The sequence below is a fragment of the Streptomyces huasconensis genome (assembly GCF_021028635.1).
In the GTDB taxonomy this organism is placed as follows: domain Bacteria; phylum Actinomycetota; class Actinomycetes; order Streptomycetales; family Streptomycetaceae; genus Streptomyces; species Streptomyces huasconensis.
In genome coordinates, this window is the sequence record NZ_CP086119.1 from 3545548 (window position 1) to 3571083 (window position 25536).

Genomic DNA, 25536 nt, shown 5'->3' on the forward strand with positions numbered 1-25536 from the left:
GGACAAGGCCATCCGGAGAGGCCCCGCCGAGCCCCCGGGGGAGGCATCACGCCACCGCCAGCTACTCGGCCACGGCGTCCAATCATGGAAGACACCGGCCAGGAGCCCCGCGCAAGGCCCCCCCGACCCCGCCGAGCCCCCCGCCGGCGGCATCACGCCCCCGCCGCCAGCACCTCGGCCACGGCACCCGATCACGGAGGGCACCGGCCAAGAGCCCCACGCAAGCCACTTCGAGCCCCCCGCCGGCGGCATCACGCCCCCGCCGCCAGCACCTCGGCCACGGCACCCGATCACGGAGGGCACCGGCCAAGAGCCCCCGCGCAAGGCCCTCCCGAGCCCTCCGCCGAGCCCCCACAGGAGGCGTCACGCCGCCACTAGCTCCTCGGCCACGGCACCCGGCAGCCGCACCGCCGCGAAAGGCCTCATGCGGCACGTCCTCCCCGGCCCGGACGCGTGCGACCCGCCAAGCCACCGCTCACGCAAGGCACCGGCCAACAGCCCCGCACAAGGCCACCCCGAGCCCCCGCCGGGCCCCCGCCGGCGGCATCACGCCCCTGCCGGCAGCACCTCGGCCACGGCACCCGATCACGGAGGGCACCGGCCAAGAGCCCCCGCGCAAGGCCCTCCCGAGCCCCCGCCGAGCCCCCGCCGGCGGCATCACGCCCCAGCCGGCAGCACCTCGGCCACAGCGCCCGATCACGAAAAGCACCCGCAGCCAGGAACCCCCCACAAGGCCACCCCAAGCCCCCACCGCGCCCCCCGCCGGAGGCGTCACGCCGCCGTTGCCATTTCCCTCTCCCTCGGTACGAACTGCACGTGCCGGCGGCCCCTGCGCAGGTCCACCTTCAGGCGGAGGTCGGCCGCGCGGGCCAGCATCAGGCCCACGCCCGCCGCGGCGAGCGCGCAGACCAGGCCGCCGACCGCCATGCTGATCCGGACGCCGTACGCGTCGGCGAGCCAGCCGAAGAGCGGGCCGCCGAGCGGGGTGCCGCCGGTGAAGACCATCATGAACAGCGACATCACGCGGCCCCGCATCTCCGGGTCCGTGGCCATCTGCACCGAGGAGTTCGCGGTGACGTTCACCGTCAGGCCGAGGATGCCGATGGGCACGATCAGCGCGACGAACATCCACAGGTCGGGGGCGAACGCCGCCACGATCTGGAGCACGCCGAAGGCGATCGCCGCCCCGGCCAGCAGCCGCAGCCGCGAGGTGCCGCGGCGGGCCGCGAGCAGCGCCCCGGCCAGCGAACCGAGGGCCATCAGCGTGTTGAAGAGCCCGTACATCCCCACGCCGCCGTGGAAGACGTCGTCCGCGAAGGCGCTCAGCCAGATCGGGAAGTTGAACCCGAAGGTGCCGATGAAGCCGACGAGGACGATCGGCCAGATCAGCTCGGGGTGCCGCGAGACATACGTGAGGCCCTCCCGCAGCTGGCCCTTGCCGCGCGGCTTGCGCGGGGCGGGGTGCAGCTCGGAGGTCCGCATCAGCAGCAGCCCCGTGAGCGGCGCGAGGAAGGACAGGCCGTTGGCGAGGAACGCCCAGCCGGGCCCGACGGCCGCGGTCAGCGCGCTCGCCACGGCGGGGCCGACGAGCCGGGCGGACTGGAAGTTGGCGGAGTTCAGCGAGACGGCGTTGCGGACCTGGTCCGGTCCCACCATCTCGGAGACGAAGGACTGCCGGGTCGGGTTGTCGACGACGGTGACGAGGCCGGTGAAGAAGGCCGCGAGGTAGACGTGCCAGACCTGCACGTGCCCGCTGAGCGTGAGCGCGGCGAGGAAGAGCCCGCTGATGCTCATCGCGCCCTGGGTGCAGAAGAGCAGGCTCCGCTTGGCGAAGCGGTCGGCGATCACACCGCCGTAGAGGCCGAAGAGCAGCATCGGCAGGAACTGCATGGCCGTGGTGATGCCGACGGCCGCCGAGGACCCGGTGAGGCTGAGGACCAGCCAGTCCTGGGTGATGCGGGCCATCCAGGTACCGGTGTTGGAGACGACGGCCCCGGTCGCGAAGAGCCGGTAGTTGCGGATCTTCAGCGAGCTGAACATCGAGGACTTGCGGGCGGACGGTTTGTCGAGGGTGGTTGGTGCGGGGGCGGAGTCTGCTCCGGGTCCCGTACTCAAAGGTTCGCCTCCTTTGGCGTACGAAGGGTCAGGCTTGTCGGTCACATCCGTCGCATCGGTCACATCAGCCACATCGGACGCGTCGGACGTGCCCCACGTGTCCCATGTGCCGTACGAGGATCAGTCATACGAGGATCAACCGTCACCCGCTCGGCGGCGGCCAAACCCGCGGTCACAAATGCGCGAGCTTCTCCAGGACGGGCGCGGCGGCCCGCAGGCGCGCCCACTCGTCGTCGTCGAGGTGCTCGACCAGACCGGCCAGCCAGGCGTTCCGCTTGCGGCGGCTCTCTTCGAGCATCGCCTCGGCGGTCTCCGTCTGGGTGACCACCTTCTGGCGGCGGTCCTCGGGGTGCGGCTCCAGCCGGACCAGCCCCTTGGCCTCCAGCAGGGCGACGATGCGGGTCATCGACGGCGGCTGCACATGCTCCTTGCGGGCGAGTTCGCCCGGAGTGGCGCTGCCGCAGCGGGCAAGGGTGCCGAGCACCGACATCTCGGTCGGGCTCAGCGACTCGTCGACACGCTGGTGCTTGAGTCGACGGGACAGGCGCATCACGGCGGAGCGCAGGGCGTTCACGGCGACGGCGTCGTCACCATGGGAGAGGTCCGGCATGTTCGTTAGAGTAACTCATTACCCTCGCTAAGGACCACTCGTTTCCCCGCACCACTCCGCCGAGCCCTTTCACCATCCGTACGAGTGAGCCGGTCACGCACGAGAGGCGTCCCCCCGTCGTGTCCGGGGGACGCCTCTCTCCGCTTTCCTGGGCCCGTTCCGAGCCCCCGTGGGCCTACGTCAGGTTCAGCGCCGGCATCAGGTAGTAGAAGGCGAAGACCGCCGACACCACGTACATCGCGGCCGGCACCTCGCGCCCCCGCCCGGCGGCGAGCCGCAGCACGCTGAACGTGATGAAGCCCATGCCGATGCCGTTCGTGATCGAGTACGTGAACGGCATCATCAGCATCGTCACGAACGCCGGGATGGCGATCGTCGGGTCGCTCCAGTCGATCTGCCGGATCGAGCCGGACAGGATCAGGAAGCCCACCGCGAGCAGCGCGGGCGTGGCCGCCTGGGACGGGACCATCGTGGCGACCGGCGTGAGGAACAGCGCGACGGCGAAGAGGCCGCCGGTGACGACGTTCGCGAGGCCGGTCCGCGCGCCCTCGCCGACGCCCGCCGTGGACTCCACGAAGCAGGTGGTGGCGGAGGCGGAGGAGGCGCCGCCCGCGGCGACCGCGATGCCGTCGACGAAGAGCACCTTGTTGATGCCGGGCATGTTGCCGTTCTCGTCGGTCAGCTCGGCCTCGTCGCTGATGCCCATGATCGTGCCCATGGCGTCGAAGAAGGTCGAGAGCAGCACGGTGAAGACGAACAGGACGCCGGTCAGGACGCCGACCTTCTCGAAGCCGCCGAAGAGGCTGATGTCGCCGACGAGCCCGAAGTCCGGCGTCGAGACGGGGTTGCCCGGCCACTTCGGGGTGGTCAGGCCCCAGGATGGCACCGTGGCGACGGCGTTGATGACCACCGCGACGAGGGTCATCACGACGATGCTGATCAGGATGGCGCCCGGCACCTTGCGCACGATCAGCGCCAGGGTGAGCAGCACGCCGAGCACGAAGACCAGGACCGGCCAGCCGTCGAGGTGGCCGTCGCCGCCGAGCTGGAGCGGGACGGTGGTGTGGGCGGCGTCGGGCATGCGCGAGACGAAGCCGGAGTCGACGAGGCCGATCAGCATGATGAACAGGCCGATGCCGATCGCGATGCCCTTGCGCAGGCCGAGCGGCACGGCGCTCATCACCCGCTCCCGCAGCCCGGTCGCGACGAGGAGCATCACGACGAAGCCCGCGAGGACGACCATGCCCATGGCGTCGGGCCACGACATGCGCGGCGCGAGCTGGAGGGCGACCACGGTGTTCACGCCGAGCCCCGCGGCGAGCGCGATCGGGACGTTGCCGATGACGCCCATCAGGAGCGTGGTGAAGGCGGCGGTGAGCACGGTCGCGGTGACCAGCTGCTTGTTGTCGAGCTGGTGCCCGTACATGTCCTTCGCGCTGCCCAGGATGATCGGGTTCAGCACGATGATGTAGGCCATCGCGAAGAAGGTGGCGAAGCCGCCGCGGACTTCCCTGGCCAGGGTGGAACCGCGCTCAGTGATCTTGAAATAGCCGTCGAGGCCGCTTCGCGGGGGCTTCGGGGGCTCTTTACCGGCGTCGACCGGGGCACTGGCCGAGGGGGACATGGAAAACCTCGTGACTTGTATATTCATACGAAAACAACCGGCCATTCATAAGCCGTTTCAGTATGAATACATGAGGAGGAAATCGCTATCTCCGCGCGTAGACCCAGGCCGCGCAAGGGGTGGCACCCGGGCTGACCCCGCCTCGTAAGCTGTCCGCATGGAGAAGTGGACCCCCAAGCACGAGGCGCCGGAGCCCCTGGAGGGCCCCGTGGTCGCCACCATCACCGGCGGCACGATCCTCTGGTTCGCCCTCTTCCTCGTCCAGCTCCCCTTCTACGGCTGGTTCGACGACCGCGACGCGACCTGGTGGGTGTGGACCTGCCTGGCCGGCGGCGGCCTCGGCCTCATCGGCATCTGGTACGTACGGGTGCGCGACGCCGCGATCAAGAGGTCGAAAGTCACCCGCTCCGAATGACTCGTACGACCACGGGACCGGACGGGGCGGGACGCCTCATACCGTGGTCGGATCTTCGGGGCATTCGAGGGGTGAAGCCCCATCACCGCCCTTACCGTCGAATGCATGACGCATATCGACGCGGGCGCCGAACTCGACCCGGCCCACCCGGTGCCGCCCCCGGCGGGGCGGCCCAGGGGCCTTAGCTCCGCCGAGGTCGCCGAGCGGGTGGCCCGCGGCGAGGTCAACGACGTACCGGTACGCAGCTCCCGTTCCCTCGGCGAGATCATCCGGGGCAACGTCTTCACCCGCTTCAACGCCATCATCGGCGTCCTCTGGGTGATCATGCTCTTCGTGGCGCCGATCCAGGACAGCCTCTTCGGCTTCGTGATCGTCGCCAACACCGGCATCGGCATCATCCAGGAGTGGCGCGCCAAGAAGACGCTCGACTCCCTGGCCCTCATCGGCGAGGCCAAGCCGACCGTGCGGCGCGACGGCCGGGCCGCCGAGATCTCCACCTCCGAGATCGTCCTCGGCGACCTGGTGGAGCTGGGACCCGGCGACAAGATCCCGGTCGACGGCGAGGCCGTGGAGACCGACAGCCTGGAGATCGACGAGTCGCTGCTGACCGGTGAGGCCGACCCCGTCGTCAAGAAGCCGGGCGACCGGATGATGTCGGGTTCGTTCGTCGTCGCGGGCGGCGGCTCCTTCACCGCCACCAAGGTCGGCCGCGAGGCGTACGCCGCGCAGCTCGCCGAAGAGGCCTCCCGCTTCACGCTCGTCCACTCCGAGCTGCGCTCCGGCATCTCCACGATCCTCAAGTACGTGACGTGGCTGATGGTGCCGACCTCCATCGGCCTGGTCATCTCCCAGCTCGTCGTCAAGGACGACGACTTCAAGGAGTCCATCGCCTACACCGTGGGCGGGATCGTCCCCATGATCCCGGAGGGGCTGGTGCTCCTCACCTCCGTCGCCTTCGCGATCGGCGTCATCCGGCTCGGCCGCCAGCAGTGCCTCGTCCAGGAACTCCCGGCGATCGAGGGCCTGGCCCGCGTCGACACGGTCTGCCTGGACAAGACCGGCACCCTCACCGAGGGCGGCATGGACGTCACCGACCTGCGCACCCTCAACGGCGCCGACGAGGCGTACGTACGCAAGGTCCTCGGCGCCCTCGGCGAGTCCGACCCGCGGCCGAACGCCTCGCTCCAGGCGATCATCGACACCTACCCGGACAGCGAGGAGTGGCGCTGCACTCAGTCGCTGCCCTTCTCCTCGGCCCGCAAGTACAGCGGCGCCTCCTTCAGCGAGGGCGACGGCACCACGTCCGCCTGGCTCCTCGGCGCGCCCGACGTGCTGCTGCCCGACGGTGACCCGTCCCTCGCCGAGATCGAGGAGCTCAACCAGCAGGGCCTGCGCGTCCTGCTGCTGGCCCGGGTGAGCGGCGACCTCGACGCCCCCGACGTGGCCGACGGGGCGCGGGCGACCGCCCTGGTCGTCCTGGAGCAGCGGCTGCGCCCCGACGCCGCCGACACCCTGCGCTACTTCGAGGAGCAGAATGTCGCCGCCAAGGTCATCTCCGGCGACAACGCGGTCTCGGTGGGTGCGGTGGCGGGCAAGCTCGGGCTGCCCGGCGCCGCGAACACCGTCGACGCGCGGCGGCTGCCCGCCGAGCGGGCGGAGATGGGACAGGCGCTCGACGACCACGCCGTCTTCGGCCGGGTCACCCCGCAGCAGAAGCGCGACATGGTGGGCGCCCTCCAGTCACGCGGCCACACGGTCGCGATGACGGGCGACGGTGTGAACGACGTACTGGCCCTGAAGGACGCCGACATCGGGGTCTCCATGGGCTCGGGTTCGGAGGCCACGCGGGCGGTCGCGCAGATCGTGCTGCTCAACAACAGCTTCGCGACGCTGCCCTCGGTGGTCGCGGAGGGCCGCCGCGTCATCGGCAACATCACGCGTGTGGCCACGCTGTTCCTGGTGAAGACCGTCTACTCGGTGATCCTCGCGCTGCTCGTGGTCTGCTCGCAGGTCGAGTACCTCTTCCTGCCCCGGCACCTGACGCTGCTGTCCACGCTGACCATCGGCGTCCCGGCCTTCTTCCTGGCCCTCGCCCCCAACAAGGAGCGGGCGCAGCCGCACTTCGTGCGCAGGGTGATGCGGTACGCGATCCCGGGCGGCGTCATCGCGGGCGGCGCGACCTTCGCGACGTATCTGCTGGCCCGGCACCACTACGCGGGCGCGGGCGCGCGGGAAGCCGAGACCAGCGCGGCGACCCTGGCGCTGTTCCTGATCGCCATGTGGGTGCTCGCCATCATCGCCCGCCCCTACACGTGGTGGCGGATCGGCCTGATCGGCGCGATGGGTCTCGGCTTCCTGCTCGTGCTGACCGTGCCCTGGCTCCAGGACTTCTTCCAGCTGAAGCTGGTGGGCACGACGATGCCGTGGGCGGCGGTCGCGATCGCGGCGGTGGCCTCGCTGGCCATCGAGGTCATCTACCGCTGGGTGGACCGCCGCGTCCCGGCATAGGCGCTACCGGCGGTACTAGCGCACGTCGATGAAGTCGCTGACCGACGTCACGGACGGGGTGGTGGAGGTGCCGGCGAAGGAGTAGCGGAAGTAGCCGTCGGCGGAGGCCGTGACGGTGGTCTTCAGCGCGCCCTTGGAGCCGGACTTCACCGTCTTGACGGTGGTGTAGCTGCTGGCGCCCTTCTTCTTGAACTGGAGCTTGACGGACTGGCCGGTGTAGCCCGCGTACTTCGCGGTGTCCCAGTTGGCGCGGGTCAGGGCGCCGGTGACCGTGATGGTCCTGCCCTTCTTGACCGGCTCCGGGGAGGCGTTGGTGGTCAGCTTGGCGGCCCGCTTCACCGAGACGTTGCTCGCGTAGGTGTCCCGGATGATGTAGTCGCCGTCCTTGGCCTGGGCGCCCGCCAGGACCTTCCACTTGCCGGCGAGGATGTTGCCGTAGATGTTCACCTTCGGGTCGGCGACGACCTTGATGGTGCAGGTGCCCGTGGTGGAGTTGACGGCCTTGCAGTCGGCCGCCTCGTCCTCGCCCGGGACCATGGAGCCGTCGATCTCGTCCTCGGTGAACTTCGAGCCGTGCCACAGGAGCGCGGCGCCGTCCTTGATGCCGCTCGGGTCCGTGGCGGTGACGGTGATGGTGACCGTCTTCTTGGCGGAGGTGCCGACCACGATGTCCTTGCCACCGTTGACGGTGACCTTCGTGATCTTGGTGTCGCCCACGGTCTCGTCCGCCGGGCCCTTCTGGGAGAAGGTGGTGAGGTTCGGGACCTTCGGGGCGTCGGCGGCCTGGGCGGCCGGAACAGCCAGTGCGGACAGGGCCAGGGTGCCGGTCAGTACGGCCACGGTGGCACGGATGCGCATGCGTTTCCCCAAGTGGAGAAGGGGGCCTCGCGGTGCATTCGCCGTCACGCGAGACCCAAGTGATCTAGGAGTCTGTTGACTCGCGAGATCAGACCCACGACAGGGGCGAACGGTTGTACGAGGGGTGAAGATTCCGCGGCCGGTCCGCGGAGTGTCCCGTTCTGCCCCGTTCGCCGGGGCGGGAGCAGGACACTCCGCGTGTCGGGGCGTCAGTCGAACCAGCGGTCCCGCGCCAGCTCCGCCGTCCGCGAGGGGTCTTCGAGCAGCGCCGCCACCTCGAACCGCCGGGGCCACTGGCCCGCCGCCCAGGCGAGCCCGGCCGCCACACCCTCCAGCGTGGCCGCGTGCACGGTGCCGTCCGGGGTGCGCCGCCAGTCCAGCTCGACGCCGCCCGCGATCAGCTCGTCGTGCTCCACGTACGTCCGCGGGGTCGCCGCCCCCAGCAGCGTCCGCACCGGTTCCGGCACCGCCCGCTCGACGCCCTGGCCCGCGGGCTCCACGGCCGCCGTCTCGCTGAGCCTGCGCACCTGGAACAGCTCCGCGAGATCCGCGGCCCTGCGCGGTTCGACGGGCAGCAGCGCCACGCCGCCGGCCAGCGGCAGCAGGTCGGGGGCGTCGGCGACCACCGCGTCCGCCGCGTCGACCACCACGACCTCGCCGTCCACCACCGCGCGCACCTCGTCGGGCAGGGTGACCTGCTCCGGGTCGAGGTCGGCCAGCGCGCCGTACAGCGCGTGCAGCTGCGCGGGGGTGACGGGCCGCTCCGGGTCCGCGAGCCGGTCCAGCAGTTCGGCGGCGCCGCCCGGCTCCGCGAGCAGGGCGGTCACGGAGGTGCGTACGCCGAGGGCCCTCAGCACCTGCTCATCGCCGAACCCGGAGGCGTCCGCAGCGTCGTACAGGCCCACCAGGAGCGGATCGCCACCCTCCGCGCGCAGCCCGGCGGGGCGGCGGCCGTCCAGGACAGGGTGGCCGCGCAGCCACCAGGCGGTGTACGAGCGGACGGTCTGCGTCGTGCCGTCCGGCAGCAGCACCCGCAGCGGCTGCGTCAGCGCGTCCCGCAGCGGCGGGCGCGAGAGCATCGCGAGGGCCTGCGGCCAGCGGTCGTCGTCGACCAGGTCCAGGTCCCGCACGGCGACGATCTCCGTGGCGACCGGCGGCACCGGCGTGTCCGGCAGCCGGTCGAGGAGGTCCTCGCACCACACGTCCACGGCGTCGAGCAGCCCGGCGTCGTCCGGCTCGGCGAAGTCGCCCTCGCGCGGCTCCAGTTCGTCCGGGTCGAGGACGACGTCGGTGGCGCGTACGAGCGCGAAGGTGGCGAGCACCCCGCAGGCGGCCAGCGGCTGTTCGCCCCACCGGTCCGCCAGCTCCTGGTCGACGAGCGCCAGTTCGTCGTCCCGCATGACCTCGGCGAAGGCGCTGCCCGGCAGCACGAGTTCACCGGCGGGCGCCAGTTCGCCGTCCTCGTCGGGCAGGGCGAGCGCGCCGAGCCACGGCTCGTCGCCCGGCGAGAGGTTCGCGTCCCGTGCCAGCGCCAGGACGACGTCCGCCAGCTCGTCGGCGTCCAGGGCGTCCTCGTCCCAGGTCTCGTCGTCGAGGGAGGCGGCGACCGCCGCGCGGACCTGCGGCGTGGTCAGGACGGCGCGCGGCGTGGCCGGGAGCGCGCCCAGCTTTTCGAGCAGCGGGTGGGCGGCGTCCGGGTGGGCGACCTTCAGTCCGAGCCGGGCGAGCGAGGCGGGGTCGCGCTCGTCGCCGGACGCGGGCAGCAGGACCTGGCGGGGCCCGATCACCGTACGCCCGGACGCCAGCGGCACGGGAAGGCCCGAGAGCCGGTCCGGGTCGACGCCGGCCAGGGTGTCGTACAGCCGCCGCCACCAGTCCGGCGCGCGCTCCAGACCGGCGAGGCGGTCGACGGCCTCGGTCAGCGGGACGCGGGCGACCCCGAGGGTGCGCAGCTCGGCGCGGCGCTCCAGGCCGGCGGGCAGCAGGCTCGGCAGCACCTCGGCGAGCACGCGCACGGTGTCGGCGCCGGCGCCCTCGACGACCTCCGCGTCGCGGGGCCGCAGGACCTCGGGCAGCTCGTCCTCGTCGTCGGCGTCGCGGGGCAGGGCGGGCGGCAGGAAGGCGGTGCGCGGCAGCCGCTCCAGGACGGCCTCGCGCAGGGCCCCGTCGAGTTCGCTGCGGCCCAGCGGGCCGGGCACGAGCCCGATGATCTCCTCGGTCACCGGCCGCCAGGCGGCGAGGAGTTCGACGTACGCGTCGGCCGCCCGCTGGACGAGGAAGTCGGTCAGCGGCCCCGGCGCCGCGTGGCGGCGGGCGGTGTCCAGCGGGAAGGAGGCGATGAGCAGCGCGGGGACGCCCAGCGGCTCGTCGCTCGGGGTCGGGGCGTGCACGACGGGGGCGGTGCGGGGCCGCTGCGGGGCGCCGTCGGCGTCGGCGGGCACGGCCCAGGTGACCGACCAGTACGGGCGCAACCGCTCCTCGACGGGCCGGTCCTTCAGCAGCGCGGCGTCGAGCGGGCCCTCGTGGCCGACGGTGCGCCAGCGGGTCGTGCCGTCCCGGCTGTCCTCGACGACGGTGTACGGGGCCTCGGCGCGGCGCCGCAGGGTGCGCACGGCGCCGTCCGGGGTCTCCACGCAGACCTCGTCCAGGCCGGGCAGGGCCAGGAGCAGCGCGTCGTCGATCCCGTCGAGCAGCCGGGCGACGAGGTCCTCGGCGGCGGCGTCGCGCAGCGGCAGGATGACGACGGTGTCGTACCCCTCGGGGGCGGTGCCCTCCGCGGCGAACGGCAGCCGCAGCAGCGGGACGTGGCCGTCCCTGCGGCGGATCTCGTCGCCGAGGCCGGGGCTGAACCGGGCGGTCTCGGCGGCCAGTTCCCGCGCCTCGGACAGCGACCAGCGGACGCCGCCGGTACGCCCCACGACGGCGGGCTCGTCGCTGACGGCGAGCACGGCGGCGAAGCCGACGCCGAACCGTCCGACGCTGTGGCCCCGCTGGTCCCTGCTGTCCTCCCGCTTGGCGGAGGCGCGCAGGGTGGACAGGGACTCCACTCCGGCGGCGTCGAGCGGCGCGCCGCGGTTGGCGGCGGCGAGGACGCCGTCGCGCAGCGTCAGGGCGAGGCGGCCGGGGACGCCCGCGCGGGCGGCGGCGTCGGAGGCGTTCTGGGCGAGTTCGACGACCAGGCGGTCGCGGTAGCCGCCGAGGGCGAGGTCTTCCTCGGCGTTGGCGTCCTCACGGAAGCGGGCCGGGGCCGCCGCCCACGCGTCGAGGACTCCGCGGCGGAGGCGGGCGGTGCCGAAGGGGTCCGTACCTTCGGCCGCCGGCCGCACGGTCTTGCTCACGGTCGTCTCTCCTTGGCGGTCGCACTGCGCTGGTCCGGGTGGAACCGAACGTGCCACGGCTCACCTTCCACTGTCGGCCGGACGTGCCGTGGGGGCGAACGGTACCGCGTCCTGGTGGGGTGCCCCGGGGGGTGCGGGCCGCACCCCGAGGGGGGCGGAGGGGTGGGGGACGCGGCTCTGTCTCAGGAGCAGGTGCGTCGGGGTCGCTCGCGCAGTTCCCCGCGCCCCTGAAGGGGGGACTAGCTGTGGCCCAAGTCCTCGCTCGGGCCCTCCAGGGACACCGAGCCGGAGTCCGCCGAGGGGCGCAGCGGCAGCATGTCCACCCGGGTCTCGTCCAGGACCGGCGGTGCCGGGCGGGGCGGCTTCGGCATGACGGCGGCCTCGGAGTGGCCGCCGCAGCCGTACGACAGGGAGACGACGTGGCCGTCCGCGGGACCGAACTCGTTGGCGCAGATACCGAACGCCTGCCCGAGTGAACCGCCGATCGCCACCAGGAACCCACAGCTCACGCAGGCCGCGGGTGCCGCCTGCGCCATCGGGGTCTTCGCGCCGTGCGTCTCCTCCCAGCGGTCGGCGGCGACGTGCAGCCCGTACCGCGAGAGGACCCGCGCGCGGCGCATGCCCAGTTCGTCGGCGATCGCCGCGATGGAGCCGCGCGCGGGCGCCACCGGCAGCGCGGCGGGCGAACCGGCCGTGACCTCGGCGTCCTCGGCCTCGGCGAGGGCCGCCATCTCGTGCGACACGATCGAGTTGGGCGGCGGCTCCTCCTCGCCCGTGAAGCCGGGCTCCAGGCGGAGGTCCTCGGCGTCGGTCGGCAGCAGGTCGCCCGGGCCCATGTCACCGGGGCGCAGCCGCTCGCTCCACGGCACCCACTCGGGGGCGAGGAGGGCGTCGGGGCCCGGCAGCAGCACCGTCTCGTCGAGCGTGACGACCTTCGCCCGCGAGGCACGGGCGACCGTCACCGCCCAGCGCCAGCCGCGGTAGCCGAACTCCTTGCACTCGAAGAGGTGCGTGACGACGCGGTCGCCCTCGACGACGACCTCGACATGCTCACCGACCACCCCGGGCGCGGCGGCCTCCTCGGCCGCGGCGCGCGCGAGGCCGACCGCCTCGGCGCACAGGCGGTCCGGGGTACGCGGGGTGCGCGGGGTACGGCTTCGCGTTGTCGCTGCGCTCACAGGTATCGCTTCTCTCCTACGCCGTCTCACGAGTGCGCCACCTTTACGCGGGGGGCGGACGGAGCGGACCTGGGGGCCGCGTCAACGTCCGCGCCCGACGTCCTCGGGCGCACCTACGTCACCCATTCTGCGGGATGACCGAGAGGCGCGCGGCCAAGAACAACCGCCGCAGGCGCGCTACGCACGCTACCTTCTCCCGGCCCCTGGGCCTACACCGACGTACGCGCCGCCTCGCCGGGCACACCTCGGCGGGACCGCCCGCGCGGACACGGCGGCGTGGCTCACAGCGGCCATCCGTACTAGTGAGGCCCATGAGGGGGCACTATGACGGGGTGGCCCCCACCAGGTCGACGTCCGTAGGAACCGTCTCGCCGGGACCGGCGAGACGGGCCGCGCGTGCGCTGGGACGGGCGCTGCACCTGCCGTTCACCGGCACGGCACGCGGTATCCGGAAAGCGACCCATGCCGACGGCGCGGGCGAGTCGGGCCTCGGCAAGCTGATCGAGCTGCACGGCGTGAACGGCGCGGGCGACGTCATGATCACCGTCGCGCTCGCCTCCACCGTCTTCTTCTCCGTGCCGACGGACGAGGCGCGCGGCCGCGTGGCGCTCTACCTCGCCATCACGATGGCGCCGTTCACGCTCCTCGCCCCCGTCATCGGCCCGCTCCTGGACCGCCTCCCGCACGGCCGCCGCGCCGCGATGGCGGGCGCGATGCTGGCCCGCGCCCTGCTCGCGCTGGTGCTCTCGGGCGCCGTCGCCACCGGCAGCGTGGAGCTGTATCCGGCGGCGCTCGGCGTCCTGGTCGCCTCCAAGGCGTACGGCGTGGTGAGAAGCGCGGTTGTGCCACGCCTGCTGCCGCCCGGGTTCTCCCTGGTCAAGGCGAACTCCCGGGTGACGCTCGGCGGTCTCCTCGCGACGGCCGTGGCGGCGCCGATCGGGGCCGGGCTGCAGAGCGTCGGTCCGCGCTGGCCGCTGTTCGGCGCGTTCGTGATCTTCGTATCCGGGATGTTCCTGTCGTTCTCGCTGCCCCGCAAGGTCGACTCGGCGAAGGGCGAGAGCAAGGCGCTGCTGGCCGCCGACGAGGAGCACCTGCGTCTGCACGCCCGCGCCGAGGCCGCCGCCGACACCGCCCGCAAGGGGCTCCTGGGGCTGCGTACGGTCGGCTCGGCCGTCACCCACGCCCTGGCCGTGAACGCCGCGCTGCGCTGCCTCTCCGGCTTCCTCATCTTCTTCCTGGCGTTCCTGCTGCGCGAGCATCCGCTCGGCGGGCAGAGCGCCGCCGTCTCACTGGGGATAGTGGGCGTGGCGGCGGGCGCGGGCAACGCGCTCGGCACGGCCGTCGGGGCCTGGCTGAAGTCCCGGGCCCCGGAGCTGATCATCGTCACCGTCGTCGCGGTGGTGCTGGGCGTGGCGATCACCTCCGCGGTGTTCTTCAGCCCGGTGGCGGTCGCCTGTCTCGGCGCCTGCGCGGGCTTCGCCCAGGCCCTCTCCAAACTGTCGCTGGACGCGCTGATCCAGCGGGACGTCCCGGAGCAGGTCCGCACCTCCGCCTTCGCCCGCTCCGAGACGCTGCTCCAGGTCGCCTGGGTGATCGGCGGCGGCGTCGGCATCGCCCTTCCGCTGAACGGCCCGCTCGGCCTGACGGTGGCCGCGGGGATCGTCGCGCTCGGCTGGCTCCCGACCGTACGGGGGCTGCTCGCGACGGCCCGGCGCGGCGCTCCCCGTGACGCCCGGGTGGTGTGAGCGCGACGGCCGGCGGGCGGGGCGGGGCCGGGTGCGCCGCGCCCACGACCCCCGCGTAACAGCACCCCCCGACGCGCCCGATAGCCTTCAGCCATGACCTCCCAGCGTTCCTCGGCGCGTCGGCGCCGCTCCGTCGCCGCCCTTGGCGCCGTCTCCGCCGGACTCCTCGTCCTCTCGGCCTGTGACAAGCCGACGCCGCTGGCCACCGTGACGGTCGGCGGCGACTCGGTGAACACGGAAGCCTCCTGCTACAACGACGGCAAGGAGCTGAAGAAGTCCCAGCTGAAGTCCTGCGCCCAGGACAAGGACGTGAAGACCGTCAAGGTCGACCCCGACGAGAGGGTCCGCTTCGGCGTCGACCCGGAGGTCGCCGACAAGGGCTGGACGCTGCTGGCGAACGGCCGGCCGCTGGGCGAGCCCAGCAAGAAGACGTACCTGGTCGTCCCCGGCAACATCTTCTTCAGCCAGCAGCTGGGCGGCGGCGACAAGGTGACCATCAGCATCCTCGAAGGCGGCAACGGCGGCACGCAGAAGGCCACGGGCCTGTGGACGTTCAAGTTCGAGAAGGACTCCTGACCCCCGGTCCGGTGCCTCACCCGCGCGTTCTCGTGGCCACCGCCGTCCCCGCCGAACGGGACGCGGTGGCCCGCGCGCTGTCCGCCCACGCGGGCGTCGACACGCTGGCCGTGGGCGTGGGCCCCGCGGCCGCCGCGGCGGGCACGGCCACCGCGCTCGCCCGCGCCGCCGCCGAGGGGCGGCCCTACCGCCTGGTCGTCTCGGCGGGCATCGGCGGCGGCTTCCCGCCCGAGGCCCCCGTGGGCTCCCTCGTCGTCGCCGACGCGATCACCGTCGCCGACCTGGGCGCGCAGACCCCGGACGGCTTCGCGCCCGTCACCGAACTCGGCTTCGGCACCGTCACCCATCTCCCGCCGCGTTCCCTCGTACGAGAGACCGCCGACGCCTGCGGTGCCGCGACCGGCACCGTCCTGACCGTCTCCACCGTCACCGGCACCGCCGAGCGCGCCGCCGTACTGCGGCTGCGCCACCCGCGTGCCCTGGCCGAGGCGATGGAGGGTTTCGGTGTCGCCGAGGCGGCCGTCCTGCACGGCCTGCCGGTCCTGGAGGTCCGCGCGGTCTCCAACCCCGTCGGCCCGCGCGACCGCGCCGCCTGGCGGATCGGCGACGCGCTGGCCGCGCTGAGCGACGCGTTCGGGAAGATCGCGCCGGTACTGGAGAGGTGGAACACGCATGACGACACCCATGACGACACGCACGGCACCCACGGCTGAGTCGCCGCTGCGCATCGCGTACTCGCCCTGCCCCAACGACACGTTCGTCTTCGACGCGTGGGCGCACGGCCGGGTGCCGGGCGCCCCCGCGCTGGACGTGACGTTCGCGGACATCGACATCACCAACGGCATCGCCGAGCGCGCCGCGGCCTCGGCGCCGGCCGCCGGTGACGCGGACCTGGACGTCCTGAAGGTCTCGTACGCCGTCCTGCCCTACGTCCTCGACACCTATGCGCTGCTGCCCTGCGGCGGTGCGCTCGGCCGGGGCTGCGGGCCTCTCGTCCTGACCCGCGGGCCCGGGACGGACCTGACGGGCAAGACGGTCGCCGTGCCGAGCGAGAAGTCGACGGCGTATCTGCTCTTCCGGCTGTGGGCGGCGGACACGCTCGGCGGCTCGGGGGTGGGCGAGATCGTCGTCCTGCCGTTCGACCAGATCATGCCCGCGGTGCGCGACGGCAAGGTCGACGCGGGCCTGGTCATCCACGAGGCCCGCTTCACCTACCGCGATTACGGCCTGCACCGCCTCGCCGACATGGGCGAGCACTGGGAGGCGACGACCGGCCTGCCGATCCCGCTGGGCGCGATCATCGCCAGGCGGAGCCTGGGCGCGGCGACGCTGGAGCGGCTCGCCGAGGCGGCCCGCGCGTCGGTCCGCATGGCCTGGGACGACCCCGAGGCGTCCCGCCCCTACGTCCTGGAGCACGCCCAGGAGATGGACCCGGCGGTCGCGGACCAGCACATCGGCCTGTACGTCAACGAGTTCACCGCGGACCTGGGCGAGGACGGCTACGCGGCCGTGCGCGGGCTGCTCACGCGGGCGGCGGCCGAGGGACTCGTACCGCCCCTCGGTCCGGGCGCGCTGGCGTTCCCGTGAGCATCCCGGGCGGGCCGACGAGCCCGCCCGGCACGCCGTCGTGCGGCTAGACGTCCAGCTGGTCGGCGACCGCGCGCAGCAGGCCCGCGATCTTCGCGCCCGAGGCCTTGTCGGGGTAGCGGCCCTTCTCCAGCATCGGGGTGATGTTCTCCAGAAGTGTCGTCAGGTCCTGGACGATCGACGCCAGTTCGTCCGGCTTGCGGCGCTGCGCGGCCGCGACCGACGGGGTCGGGTCGAGAATCGTGACGGAGAGTGCCTGGTCGCCCCGCTGCCCCGCGACCACACCGAATTCCACGCGCTGGCCGGGCTTGAGTGTGTCGACGCCGGCGGGCAGTACGGAGGAGTGCACGAAGACGTCGCCGCCGTCGTCGCGGGAGAGAAAGCCGAAGCCCTTCTCGCTGTTGAACCACTTGACCTTGCCGGTAGGCAAAGCACGCACCCCATCTCACCCGTCAGCCGAACCACTGTTGTCGCAGGTCAGGCTACCTAGCGCTTGTGCCTGCCGTTGCCTTGAAGACTCCCCAGCTCCTTACCCAACGTCAAGACCACCCACGCCCGTCGGCCAAACCTGGCTGACGAACGGCGGACATGCTCGCTCGGGGGGCGAGGAGGCTGGAGACATCTCAGCACACTTCTGGAAGCGCCATGCAAGGTAATACAGGAACGACCCCCTCTCGCGGTGGATGCGAGAGGGGGTCGTGGAGAGGTTACAGAGCCCAGCGGCCCTCGGGCCAGATGACCAGGGCAATGCCAGATGAGCGGATCAGCTTCGAGCAGTCCTTGCAGGGGGCGCGGGTGACGTAGAGGGTCGCTTTCTGGCAATCCGGCCAGGACGCATACAGGAGGCAGTTAGCCTCCGCGTGTGTCTCGATGCAGGCGCCGTAGTCCGTTCCAGACGGAGCGTCCGACAGGCAACGAACGCACCCGCCAGCAAGACACGATTCCTCGCCGGGGGCTGTCCCGTTGTACCCCGTGGCCGCGATACGCCGGTCCGGAGATACCAGAACTGCTCCCACCCTGGAACGTATGCAATCCCCCCGTCGCGCAACCGCCTGTGCAATGCCAAGGAAGTAGTCATCCCAATCTGGCCGCTCAAATCGCGGTGCCCTCTCGGGCGCGAAGTTCCTCGGTGATCTCCTGTTCCAGCTCGTAAGCCAGCGTGCGGTCGCCTTCGAGGCCCCAGTGGATGAGCGAGGCCAGACCTTCAAGCTCTTCCGTGCTGAAGTTCGAGAGCCGGTTGTGCAGGTAGCAGTCAAGGTCGTACTCAGTGGTCGGCATCGCCCTCGCCTTCTTCGAGGACCACGACTCCCGGATGCATTTCCTTGATCCAGTAGTCCTGAGCCATGTCCTGTGCCAGCGAGTGCGGCACGCCGTGGGAGACGGCCTCGGTGTAGATCGTTCCGGCGATGCGCGCGAGCATCAGCGTGATCGAGCCGCGCTTCTCGATGAGGGCCTGGTTGAACTCCGTCTCGATGTTGGAAACCAGCTCGTCAAAGGCGTTGTTGTCTTCGGTCATGGGGCTCCTAGTGCTTGCTTGCTTCGAGGTCGAGGACGCTCCCCCACGACCGCTCGCCGATCTCGGCGTCCACGGGGACAAGGAGGCCCCGGACGGTCATCTCCATGATTCGCGCGGTCTTCTCGGCCAGCTCGGCGGCCCGCTCCTTGGGGAAGCTGAAGACCAGCTCATCGTGGATAGGGAGGCGGACATACTCGGTGTATCCGGCCCGGTCGAGTTCGATCAGGGCACGGGCCGTGATGTCACGGCTGGTGGACTGGATGAAGTAGTTGAGGGCGGCGTAGACGCGGTCGCGGTCCACTGGCAGGCGCCGGCCGGTGCCGGTGTAGATGTAGCCGGTTCGCCGGGCCTCACGCTGAAGCCGGTCGGCCAGGCGCTTCACGCCGGGGTAGGTCTCCCAGAACGCCTTGACGGCCTTCTTCGCCTCGGTCTCGGACACGCCGTACTGCTCGACGATGGCCTTCCAGCCGCCGCCGAAGCACACCGTGAAGTTGGTGCCCTTGCCGGCCTTGCGGTCGACGCCTGCGGCGTCCGCGGTGATCTGGTGCAAGTCCAGGCCGCGATGGAAGGCGTCCAGCATGGTCGGGTCGCCGGAGAACGCGGCGAGTACCCGCAGCTCCATGTTTCCGTAGTCGGACGACACGGTGACGTGGCCCGGCTCCGCGAGGAAGCAGTGCCGTACGTAGCTGTCGCCTGCCGGGAGGGTCTGGGCGGGGATGGCGCCCGTGATGCTCATGCGCGCCGTCCTGGCCAGGCAACTGTTGATGCTGGCGTGCACCCGGCCTTCGGCGTCCTGGCCCCCGAGTGCCCGGTCGAACCAGGTGGCCCGCCACTTCTTCGCCTTCTTGGCCTGGATGATGGCCTCGGTCAGCGGTATGCCGATCGAGGACAGCACCTCGTCATCGACGCATATGTTCCCCTTCTTGGTCTTCTTTGTGAGCTTGATGCCCCGCTCCTGGAGAGCGGCGATGATCTGCGCGTTGGCGTTGACGTTCTCGACGCCTTCGCGGCGGGCGACCTCTTCCCACTTGCGCTGCTGCTCGCGCAGCTCCTCAGACTTCGCCTGCGCGTACTCCCGGTCGAGCAGGTATCCCCGGCGCTCGATCTTCGCCGTGATGTGCGCGAGCCGGTGTTCCCAGGAGACGAGCCCGCGCTTCCTGCTGCGGGCCGGCACCTTCGGCTTGAGGATCTTGAACAGCCGGTACGCGAGGATGGGGTCCATCCCGGCGTACAGCGTGAAGCCGTAGTGGTCGATCGGGACGGCCGGCCACACCTCCGACTTCTTGACCTTCAACTCCTTGGCGATGACCGCCATGGAGCCCTTGACCTCGGCCGCTACCGCCTCGCAGATGTAGTGCTTGGTCAGCTCCTCCAGGGCCAGGCCGGGACCGCCCTCCTTGACCGCGCGAGGGTCGACCAGGTGGGCCAGCAGCTTGGTGTCCCAGCTCTTAGGTGCCAGCTCCTCCATCGGCACGCCGAGACACTGCTCGGCGACGTGCAGGTCATAGGTGCCGTTGTGCGCGATGAGCCGGTACGCCGTCCGGAGCGCCCATCGGACCGCGTCGCGGAAGGCGCCACCCTTCTCGACGGGGACGACGAACGACTCCCGCCCGGTGCCGAACTGCCACAGCCGGGCCCGGAAGGTGCCCAGGGAGGCGTTCCACCAGTCCAGCCCGGTCGTCTCGCAGTCGTGGGCAAGCAAGTCCTGGTTGGTCAGGACGAAGGACTCGAAGTCGGGAAGGTCGTCCTCGTTCTCAACGACGTGGATGCGAACCGTCTGACCCTTGATCGGGTACTCGATGAGCCGCAAGGAGACCTCCTCTCTTACTCCTCGGCGAGGTACTGCGTGACGGTGTCGGCCAGGTGGGCGTCCAGGGCCTTGGCGGTGTCGCGGATCAGCGCCAGTGCTGCGGCCCGGCTCAGGTGGAGGACTTCGGTGGTGGAGTAGTCCGGCTCCTGGCGGAAGGTGGCCTCGACGGTCACCGTGCGTTCGCCGTGGCGGGAGATCGTCGGGCGGGCGGTGGCCTCGGGGTAGAGCACGCCTCGGTGCTCGCGGATCTCGGTCATGGGGCAACACGTCCGTGGGTATCGAAGGCGGTCATGGCGGCAGGAGCGACGAATCGGGCGTGCTCGTCGAGCTGCTTGGCGATGTCCTCGATCTCCTTGAGGGGGAAGGTCGGGACGGTGCTTTCGGGGTGCGCCCAGCGCAGAGAGAGCAGGTTGAGGAGCGACCGCAGGTTGAGGGTCACGTAAAAGCTCGTGTAGAGGCTCAACGGCAGTACGTTGCGGGCGACTTCACGGGCGACGCCTTCCTTCAGTAGCCACTCGTAGTGCTCCCAGGACCAGGCCGCGGCCGACTTGTGCGCGGTGACCGTGAGGCTGTGCTGCTCGGGGGTGCCGGGCTCGAAGCGGTAGGCGCCGGGCTTGCCGGTCTGCTGGAGCGGCCGGCCTTCGGCGGGCACGTAGAAGACGGGCTTCATCACCTGGTACCGGCCCGAGACCTCGTTGTACGAGGCGATGCGGTGCCGGAAGAACTCGCGGGCGACGAAGACGGGGCACTCGATGCGGAACTGGAGGGTGACGGCCTCGAAGGGGCTGCCGTGCCGGTCGCGCATCAGCATGTTGATCAGGCCCCGGTTCTTCTCCGGGGTTCCGGTGGTGCCGGAGGAGACGCGGGCGGCGCGGGCAACGCTGTCGTCGTCGCCCATGGCGTCGATCAGCTCGACGGCCATGTTGGAGCGGAACTCGATGCTCATGAAGTCCTTCGGGAGGGGCAGGGGGCCGGCACTGCCGACCCCCTTACCGCAATCAACTTTTACGAGACGAATAATTCATTCATCAGCTCTTGACGACGTACTTCCCGGTCTTCTTGTCCTTGAAGGCCGGCGGGCACTGGTCGGCCCGGTCCCGCGCGGTGCAGAACATCGCCTCCCAGGTGTCCTTGGCGAAGTGCTTGCGGCCGTGCGGGCAGTCGTCGTTGACGACCTCCGGGGCGCCGCCGTCCTGCGTCACGACCTTGCCGCCCTCGAAGCGCTTGGGGGCCGCCTTCGCGGTCGAGGGGGCACCCTTGTACTGGCCGCGGGTGTACTCGGCCGCCTTGCTGGCCAGCTCGATGACGCCGTGCTCCTTGAGCGCGCCGATCAGCTCGACGGTGCGGCGGGCGACCTCGTCAGCGCTACCGCCGTAGACGGTGGGGGTGATCCACTCGGCGTCGAAGCCGCTCGCGGCCTTGAAGGTGAGGCCGATCTTGAAGGGGTTCATGGCGGTGGGGGCAGTGGTCACGGGCGACTCCTTGGGGGTCTCGGTAGCGGGGGTCTCGTTGGGCTCGTCCCACGGGGACGTATCGGCGAACGGGTCGTCGCTCATGGCGTTCTCCTTACGTGCTGTACCGCAATCAACTTTCTAGGTGGCGCAAAGGGTCACACGGGACAAGCGCCAGAGGCGCAAATCTCGTCGTACGAGGTATCCGCCGTCTCGATGCCCAGGGCCTCGACTGCCGCCTCGTACTCCTCCCTCGTCAGCCGCTCGTACGGCGCCTGGCCCCGGCTGAACTCCGGGAAGAGCGTGCTCCCCTTCAGATCGCCCATGAACTCCCGAAGGACGGTCTCCACGTCCTCCGTCGAGTACCGCTGGGGGTCGATGGACGCCGTGTACGACACGGCCTGGTCCGCCCAGCACTCCTGGTAGAGCCGCTGCACCGCGAGCATGTCCCGGAGTGAGAGCTGCCCAGCGTGCTGTACGTACGACGGGTCCAGTACCTCATCCAGCAGCGGGTCCTTGGTCGGGATCTCCACGACGGCCGTGTTCGCCGCGTAGATGCAGGGCTCGACCTTGTACCCCTTCCGCCGGTACTCCTCCACCTGGGCAACCTCGGACGGCTCGACCATCGAGAACCGGATGCGGCGGAGGAAGTACGTCGCGAACGGCGCGTGGATGCCCTCCCCGGAGGCACCGGCGAGCTTGCTGGTGGTGCCGGTCGGCGCGATCACCCGCGTCTTGATCGGTCGCGGTATGCGCAGCTCGTTCGAGTACTCGTCAGCGGCCTTGTCGACGACGCCGGCCAGGTTCTTCAGGGCCGCCTGGATCAGCCGGTCCTCGGGGGCCTCCGTGTACAGAATCCCCTGCTTGGCGAGGAAGTCGGCGAAGGCCAAGTGCCCGACGCCGATGCGGTGGTATCGCCGGATCGCCTCCTCCGACCGCTTGTCGGCGACCGGCGCCATCGTCGCTCGGATCAGGTACCGGGTCATGAGGTAGTGCGCCTCGTGAAGCCCGTCCCAGTCGACGATCCCGGACCGGTCGACATACGCCCCGAGGTTGATGTTCCCGAGGCAGCACGGCTCCCACGCGGTAAGTGTCGCCTCCCCACAGGGGTTGACCGTGAACGTGCCGTCGACCTCCCCTTCCGCGGTCTTGGCCGAGTTCCAGAAGCCCGGCTCCCCCGTCGTCCGCGCACCTTCGGCGATCTTCCGGAGGATCGGGTAACTCGGGCTGCTCATCTTGTGCAGCAGCTCGAAGAACCGCCCGTCCACTTCCACCGAGATGTTCGTCGTCCACATCGACTGCTCGGAGTCGGCCTTGCACTGGAGGAACCATTCGATCTGCGGGTCATCCCAGGCCATGATGCTCATGCGGGCCGACCGGCGGACGCCGCCGCTCACGATGCAGCGGGCCGTCTCGTGGTCAATGAGCATGGCGTCCCGGCCGGTGAGCGGCCGACCCACCGCGTCGAAGAGCACCTTGCCCGTGTTCACGAGCAGTTCCGCGAAGGGGGCCGGGCCGGATGCCGTGCCGCCGAAGCTCTTCAGCGGCGCTCCCTTCGGGCGAACACGAGACACGTCGTACACGCGGTGCTCGTGCCGGGTGTCGGGGTCGTGCGCCGTCTTGATCAGGTCTCCGAGGGCAGCGGCCCAGCCCTGACGGGAGTCCTCCACGGCGTAGGCGCCGGCCCACTCGTGGCTGTAGGTCTCCGACAGCAGGCCGGCGGCCTTCAGCTCATCGTGGTCCTGGTGCTCGGGGTCGCACACGATGTGGACCGTGACCGGGCTGGCGACGGTCGGGAAGTCGGCGAGGTAGCGGTTCGAGTAGTTCGAGCCGACCCCGCCGCCCTCCGCCAAACGCAACAGGACGAACGTGAAGTGCTTCTCCGGTCGGGTGTGGTCCCAGCCAGCGGCCCAGCAGTTGTTGAGCGCGTAGTCCGATACGCCGCTGGACTTCAAATGGCGGCCGGCCGGAAGGATCTTGAAGGTCTCCATCAGCTCGATGAGCCGGTCTCGCTCTCCCTCGGCGATGTAGCGGGGCTCGACGAGGGCGAGATTGCCGTCGACCACGCGGCGTACCGTCTCTGGCCAGGTTTCGTGCTCGCCGGTCGGCTTCCTGCGGGAGTAGGTCCGCTCGTAGACAGTCTTGGCAGTGTCGGTGGGAAAGGTCATTCAGTCTCCTGTTCCTTGGCGAAGTCGGCTGCGTGCAGCATGGAAAGCAGTGCGCTGAGGTCGTGGGGGGTGAGGTTCATCTCGCGCGGGTCGCCGTCGGCGTCCCAATAGCCCAGGTAGGTCGCACTGTTGGGGTTGTGGTCGTAGACGACCTTGATCTGGATCGGGCTCTGTCCGGGGACATCACGGCGGTAGGTCTTGACGGTCTCGATCACGCGGCAACCTTCTGGGTTCGGATGGTGCGGTTCATCTGCTGCGCGAGGGCGACGATCGCCCGCGACAGCGCCATGCGGTCGCTCTGCTCGGCGATGGGCACCCCGTAGACGAACCGCTTCATCAGGAGCTGCTGGTAACGCTCGGGCAGCTTCTTCAGGGACGCCGCGGCGTCGAGTCGGGCCGAGACGAGGTTGTCGGTGACGCGGGAGGCAAGGAGGTCATCCTTCTTGCCGACCATCTGGCCGAGTTCGTCGTCGGTGTAGAGGAACGTGCGCAGCGCGGCTTTGGCCTCGTCCGGGGTGTAGTAGTACGTGTCGTCCTGGAGGTCGTAGTAGTTGCGTTCCCGGCTCGCGTACTGGGTTCCGGCCTTGTTGAATATCTTCCAGAGGAAGTCTTCGTTGCCGTAGTTGGCTTCGATGGCAGGTCGGTGCTCGTAGGCGTGAAGCAGGATTTCTTGCTTCACGTCGTCCTTTTCGACGATGCTCCATTTCTGGGCAATGCTGTACGCGACCCTGTCGGCCAGGTTGGAGAGGTATGCCCAGTCGAGTTCGATGGAGTCAGGCACTGTACTTTTCTCCATTCACGACGAAGGTGGCGTTGCTGATCATCACGAGTTCGGGGAACACCTTGGGGCCGCTCACCCGTACGATGCCGAACGCCTGCTGCCAGTTCCCCGCGCCGTGCTTCAGGTACTTGGCCTGCTTCATGTCCATGAGGTTTCCGATTTCCAGGCCCGTCAGGGTCTCGACCTTCCCCTTGTAGCCCCGGCTTTCGGAGATGATCCCGGCACGGTGAGTGTGGCCGCAGACGACGGACTTGCCGATCTTGCGGGCAGCTCCCATTGCCGTGCCGCCGGCGTAGCGGCTCAGGCTGAAGCCGAGGTGTCCGTGGGTGGCGGTCCAGCCGGGTGCGAAGTCGTAGAAGTCCTCGTAGAAGTCGATCCCGTACTCGTCCAGGTGGAGGAGCTTGTCTTCCGTGAACGGGTTGGGGTGCTCGTCGTCCATGAGTGCTGGGTTGTTCTTGGCGAAGTACTGGCCCGGCCTCATGCCGTGGTTGGACCCGAGGAGGCTCGACGGCCCGTCATGGACGGCCCTGAGCTGGTCGCAGTAGTAGCGGCGGGTGTAGGCCGCGTCCTTGAGGGCCCCGCCCTCGAACTCCGCTTTCGACCCCTTCGTCCAGCGGCTGGGCTGCGGGTAGTCGGTCACGTCACCGATGTTCACCACCTCGTCCGGCTGGGTGTCGGCGATGAAGTTGAGGACGGCCTTCCACGCCTTCCGGTCGTGGTAAGGCATCTGGAGATCGCTGATGAACACGAAGGTCTTCACGCGGTCTCCTTGAGACGCTGGATCTCGATATCGATGTACTGGCGGGCCTTTTCCAGGTCCTGGATCGCGTCACCCTTGAGCCCTGCGCGCCAGAGGTACTTGATGGCATTGCCGAGTGCGAAGTTCATGTGCTTGGTGATCTCGATGCACTCGACGCCGGACGGGTGGCTGGTGTAGTGGGAGGGGTGCTCCACAGCAGTGTTACCGCGATCAACTTTCTGGGCAGACGTGAAGGCGGCCTTCATGACCTTCTGCGCCTCCTGGGCGTTGACGCCGTACGCCAGGCCCTTGGTCTCGTTGAGGAGCCGCCGCCCCGGAGTGAGGGGCTTGTAGTGCTCCAGCTCGTCCGCGGCGAAGCACAAGCGGCCGACCTTCTCGAACTGCACCTCGTAGGGGTAGGGGCCGCCCTCGTAGATGTTGGTCAGCTCGCCCACCCGCTGGTTGTAGAGGAAGGTTGCCAACTGGCCGTTTACGACGTGCACTCGAACCCTGTCGC

At 70.3% G+C, this 25536-nt stretch carries 24 protein-coding genes and 1 pseudogene; 6 read left to right on the forward strand and 19 right to left on the reverse strand.

Going from position 1 to position 25536, the window contains the following annotated elements; all coding sequences use genetic code 11:
- Positions 1–771: 771 nt before the first annotated feature.
- The 3 genes from J2N69_RS15930 to J2N69_RS15940 form a co-directional block, all read right to left on the reverse strand.
- On the reverse strand, positions 772–2115 hold the full coding sequence (locus tag J2N69_RS15930; protein ID WP_230901369.1) for an MFS transporter: 1344 nt from the start codon (positions 2113–2115) through the stop codon (positions 772–774).
- A 172-nt stretch (positions 2116–2287) separates the two neighbouring features.
- The gene (locus tag J2N69_RS15935) at positions 2288–2725 is read right to left on the reverse strand and encodes a MarR family winged helix-turn-helix transcriptional regulator (RefSeq protein ID WP_127910828.1); all 438 of its coding nucleotides are present in this window, start codon (positions 2723–2725) and stop codon (positions 2288–2290) included.
- A gap of 175 nt (positions 2726–2900) precedes the next feature.
- Complete coding sequence (locus tag J2N69_RS15940; RefSeq protein WP_230901370.1) at positions 2901–4349, reverse strand: NCS2 family permease; 1449 nt, start codon at positions 4347–4349, stop codon at positions 2901–2903.
- A 157-nt stretch (positions 4350–4506) separates the two neighbouring features.
- On the opposite strand from J2N69_RS15940, the gene J2N69_RS15945 reads away from it, so the two are divergent.
- Together J2N69_RS15945 and J2N69_RS15950 are read left to right on the forward strand one after the other, a co-directional pair.
- Complete coding sequence (locus J2N69_RS15945; RefSeq protein ID WP_127910830.1) at positions 4507–4764, forward strand: DUF2530 domain-containing protein; 258 nt, start codon at positions 4507–4509, stop codon at positions 4762–4764.
- 105 nt (positions 4765–4869) lie between these two features.
- Positions 4870–7272, forward strand: coding sequence for an HAD-IC family P-type ATPase (locus tag J2N69_RS15950; protein ID WP_230901371.1), 2403 nt, complete (start codon positions 4870–4872; stop codon positions 7270–7272).
- 15 nt (positions 7273–7287) lie between these two features.
- Here J2N69_RS15950 and J2N69_RS15955 read toward each other — a convergent pair whose 3' ends face one another.
- The 3 genes from J2N69_RS15955 to J2N69_RS15965 form a co-directional block, all read right to left on the reverse strand.
- Positions 7288–8130: a DUF5707 domain-containing protein gene (locus tag J2N69_RS15955; RefSeq protein ID WP_230901372.1), complete on the reverse strand. Its 843-nt coding sequence runs from the start codon at positions 8128–8130 to the stop codon at positions 7288–7290.
- Between the two features lie 209 nt (positions 8131–8339).
- Entirely contained in the window at positions 8340–11468 is a 3129-nt protein-coding gene (locus J2N69_RS15960) for a sacsin N-terminal ATP-binding-like domain-containing protein (protein ID WP_230901373.1), read from the reverse strand.
- Between the two features lie 239 nt (positions 11469–11707).
- Positions 11708–12646, reverse strand: a complete 939-nt coding sequence (locus tag J2N69_RS15965) for a DUF3027 domain-containing protein (RefSeq protein ID WP_230901374.1) — start codon at positions 12644–12646, stop codon at positions 11708–11710.
- A 311-nt stretch (positions 12647–12957) separates the two neighbouring features.
- On the opposite strand from J2N69_RS15965, the gene J2N69_RS15970 reads away from it, so the two are divergent.
- From J2N69_RS15970 to J2N69_RS15985, 4 genes are all read left to right on the forward strand, one after another.
- A complete protein-coding gene (locus tag J2N69_RS15970; RefSeq protein ID WP_230901375.1) occupies positions 12958–14391 on the forward strand; it encodes an MFS transporter in 1434 nt (477 codons plus the stop codon).
- A 93-nt stretch (positions 14392–14484) separates the two neighbouring features.
- Positions 14485–14967, forward strand: coding sequence for a DUF2771 domain-containing protein (locus J2N69_RS15975; protein ID WP_230901376.1), 483 nt, complete (start codon positions 14485–14487; stop codon positions 14965–14967).
- Positions 14968–14978: 11 nt separating this feature from the next.
- Positions 14979–15680: a futalosine hydrolase gene (locus J2N69_RS15980; RefSeq protein ID WP_230901377.1), complete on the forward strand. Its 702-nt coding sequence runs from the start codon at positions 14979–14981 to the stop codon at positions 15678–15680.
- Positions 15640–16554 (forward strand): 1,4-dihydroxy-6-naphthoate synthase, encoded by a 915-nt coding sequence (locus J2N69_RS15985; RefSeq protein ID WP_230901378.1) that lies wholly within the window; start codon positions 15640–15642, stop codon positions 16552–16554. Before J2N69_RS15980 ends, J2N69_RS15985 begins: the two co-directional genes overlap by 41 nt.
- Positions 16555–16600: 46 nt before the next feature.
- Here the strand turns inward: J2N69_RS15985 and J2N69_RS36525 are convergent, their stop codons facing one another.
- From J2N69_RS36525 to J2N69_RS16050, 13 genes and pseudogenes are all read right to left on the reverse strand, one after another.
- The gene (locus tag J2N69_RS36525) at positions 16601–16984 is read right to left on the reverse strand and encodes a cold-shock protein (protein ID WP_055701393.1); all 384 of its coding nucleotides are present in this window, start codon (positions 16982–16984) and stop codon (positions 16601–16603) included.
- Between the two features lie 277 nt (positions 16985–17261).
- Positions 17262–17627, reverse strand: a pseudogene (locus tag J2N69_RS36660) (deoxycytidylate deaminase); the annotation flags it as partial.
- Between the two features lie 19 nt (positions 17628–17646).
- A complete protein-coding gene (locus J2N69_RS16000) occupies positions 17647–17832 on the reverse strand; it encodes a hypothetical protein (RefSeq protein WP_230905027.1) in 186 nt (61 codons plus the stop codon).
- A complete protein-coding gene (locus J2N69_RS16005; protein WP_230901379.1) occupies positions 17819–18070 on the reverse strand; it encodes a hypothetical protein in 252 nt (83 codons plus the stop codon). Before J2N69_RS16005 ends, J2N69_RS16000 begins: the two co-directional genes overlap by 14 nt.
- Positions 18071–18077: 7 nt before the next feature.
- On the reverse strand, positions 18078–19880 hold the full coding sequence (locus J2N69_RS16010) for a DNA polymerase (protein WP_230901380.1): 1803 nt from the start codon (positions 19878–19880) through the stop codon (positions 18078–18080).
- A 14-nt stretch (positions 19881–19894) separates the two neighbouring features.
- A complete protein-coding gene (locus J2N69_RS16015; protein WP_230901381.1) occupies positions 19895–20137 on the reverse strand; it encodes a hypothetical protein in 243 nt (80 codons plus the stop codon).
- Positions 20134–20826, reverse strand: coding sequence for an FAD-dependent thymidylate synthase (gene thyX / locus J2N69_RS16020; RefSeq protein WP_230901382.1), 693 nt, complete (start codon positions 20824–20826; stop codon positions 20134–20136). The genes J2N69_RS16015 and thyX overlap by 4 nt, the downstream gene beginning before the upstream one ends.
- Before the next feature lie 82 nt (positions 20827–20908).
- Positions 20909–21436: a hypothetical protein gene (locus tag J2N69_RS16025; protein ID WP_230901383.1), complete on the reverse strand. Its 528-nt coding sequence runs from the start codon at positions 21434–21436 to the stop codon at positions 20909–20911.
- A gap of 53 nt (positions 21437–21489) precedes the next feature.
- Positions 21490–23499: a ribonucleoside-triphosphate reductase, adenosylcobalamin-dependent gene (nrdJ, locus tag J2N69_RS16030; protein ID WP_230901384.1), complete on the reverse strand. Its 2010-nt coding sequence runs from the start codon at positions 23497–23499 to the stop codon at positions 21490–21492.
- A complete protein-coding gene (locus tag J2N69_RS16035; RefSeq protein ID WP_230901385.1) occupies positions 23496–23714 on the reverse strand; it encodes a hypothetical protein in 219 nt (72 codons plus the stop codon). The genes nrdJ and J2N69_RS16035 overlap by 4 nt, the downstream gene beginning before the upstream one ends.
- Complete coding sequence (locus tag J2N69_RS16040) at positions 23711–24280, reverse strand: hypothetical protein (RefSeq protein ID WP_230901386.1); 570 nt, start codon at positions 24278–24280, stop codon at positions 23711–23713. The genes J2N69_RS16035 and J2N69_RS16040 overlap by 4 nt, the downstream gene beginning before the upstream one ends.
- Entirely contained in the window at positions 24273–25040 is a 768-nt protein-coding gene (locus tag J2N69_RS16045) for a metallophosphoesterase family protein (protein WP_230901387.1), read from the reverse strand. Before J2N69_RS16045 ends, J2N69_RS16040 begins: the two co-directional genes overlap by 8 nt.
- Positions 25037–25522, reverse strand: a complete 486-nt coding sequence (locus J2N69_RS16050) for a DUF3310 domain-containing protein (RefSeq protein ID WP_230901388.1) — start codon at positions 25520–25522, stop codon at positions 25037–25039. Before J2N69_RS16050 ends, J2N69_RS16045 begins: the two co-directional genes overlap by 4 nt.
- Between the last annotated feature and the right edge of the window lie 14 nt (positions 25523–25536).